The following is a 1,863-nucleotide window of genomic DNA, read 5'->3' as shown; positions in this document are numbered from 1 at the left end:
GTCCAGCCTGTTCCTGTCGACCAAGGAATTCCACGGCGTCGGCGGCTTCGAGGTGACCGACGAAGTCGCCGTCGCCGTCGCGGCCCAGGCCTGCCTGCCCGTGCTGCGGCTGGGCCTATCCTGGTATGAYGGTTTCGTCGGCATCGTCATGCACGAGGGCGAAGTCGTGGCGCAGCGGCGCTTCGAGGACGAAGACGGCGTCGTCCACGAGTACGACGAGGAGCTGGCCGGCGAAGCCATGGAAGGCGGCCCGCTGATGCTGACCTGGAATGCCATCGCCGTCAGCGACGACCCGGCCGAGTTCGGCGCGGACGCGGTCTTCAACGTCGTCATCCACGAGTTCGCCCACGTCATCGACATGCGAGATGGGCTGGCTGACGGCGCGCCCCCGCTGGACGCCGACGAACGCGAGCGTTGGACCACGGTCATCGACGCCGAATGGGAGAAGTTCTGCGCCCGCATCGACGCCGGCGAGGAGACGCTGATCGATCCCTACGGCGGCGAGGCCGTCGAGGAATTCTTCGCCGTCGCCGTGGAGGCCTTCTTCGTCGCCCCGGCCGCCATGCGGGCGGAGGAGCCGGCGATGTACGAGCTGCTGGCCGGCTTCTTCAAACAGGACCCGGCTGGTTGAACGAAAAAGGGGACGCCGCAGCGTCCCTTTCCGTCTGAGCGCTGAAACTCAAGCCGTCGCTGGCTCCGCCTTGGGCTTGTTGTCCTTGGCCGGCTTGGGCGGCGTGGGCTGGATGTCCAGCACCGTCTCGCCCTTGTCGTCCACGTCCACGCTCAGGCGCCCGCCATCGACCAGCTTGCCGAACAGCAGCTCGTCGGCCAGCGCGCGGCGGATGGTGTCCTGGATGAGGCGCTGCATCGGCCGCGCGCCCATCAGCGGGTCGAAGCCCTTCTTGGCCAGATGCTTGCGCAGCGCGTCGGAGAAGCTGACCTCGACTTTCTTCTCCTGCAGCTGGCTCTCCAGTTGCAGCAGGAACTTGTCGACCACACGCAGGATGATTTCCTCGTCCAGCGGGCGGAAGGACACGATGGCGTCCAGGCGGTTGCGGAACTCCGGCGTGAACAGGCGCTTGATGTCGGCCATCTCGTCGCCCTGCTGGCGCGAGTTGGTGAAGCCGATGGTGGCCTTGTTCAGCGCCTCGGCACCCGCGTTGGTCGTCATGATGATGATGACGTTGCGGAAGTCGGCCTTGCGCCCGTTGTTGTCGGTCAGCGTGCCGTGGTCCATGACCTGCAGCAGCACGTTGAAGACATCCGGGTGCRCTTTCTCGATTTCATCGAGCAGCAGCACCGAGTGCGGCTTCTTTGTGACCGCCTCGGTCAGCAGGCCGCCCTGGTCAAAACCGACATAGCCCGGAGGCGCACCGATCAGGCGGCTGACGGCATGGCGCTCCATGTACTCCGACATGTCGAAGCGGATCAACTCGATGCCCAGGATGTAGGCAAGCTGCTTGGCGACCTCCGTCTTGCCGACACCCGTGGGGCCGCTGAACAGGAAGGAGCCCACCGGCTTCTCGGGCCGGCCCAGGCCCGAGCGCGCCATCTTGATGGCGGCGGCGAGCGCGTCGACCGCCGGGTCCTGCCCGAACACGACGCTCTTCAGGTCGCGGTCCAGCGTCTTGAGCTTGCTGCGGTCATCGCTGTTGACCGATGCGGGCGGGATGCGCGCGATCTTGGCGACGATGTCCTCGACCTCGACGCGCGTGATGGTCTTCTTCTGCTTGCTCTTGGGCAGGATGCGCTGGGCAGCACCGGCCTCGTCGATGACGTCGATGGCCTTGTCCGGCAGGTGGCGATCATTGATGTACTTGGCCGACAGCTCGGCGGCAGCCTGGAGCGCGCCCAGGGCGTACT

Annotated in this window: 2 protein-coding genes; one reads left to right on the top strand and one right to left on the bottom strand. The window is 66.2% G+C overall.

What is annotated here, in order from left to right; all coding sequences use genetic code 11:
• On the top strand, positions 1–631 hold a 631-nt coding region (locus AC1DU6_RS29545; RefSeq protein ID WP_477861562.1), incomplete at its 5' end, for a M90 family metallopeptidase.
• 48 nt (positions 632–679) lie between these two features.
• Here AC1DU6_RS29545 and AC1DU6_RS29540 read toward each other — a convergent pair.
• Positions 680–1,863 (bottom strand): AAA family ATPase (locus tag AC1DU6_RS29540; protein WP_477861560.1); only part of this gene is annotated, 1,184 nt, incomplete at its 5' end.

Source organism: Roseateles sp. P5_B10 (assembly GCF_056400485.1).
Note: the sequence above shows the minus strand (reverse complement) of the source record. Positions and strands in the feature narration are given on the sequence as shown.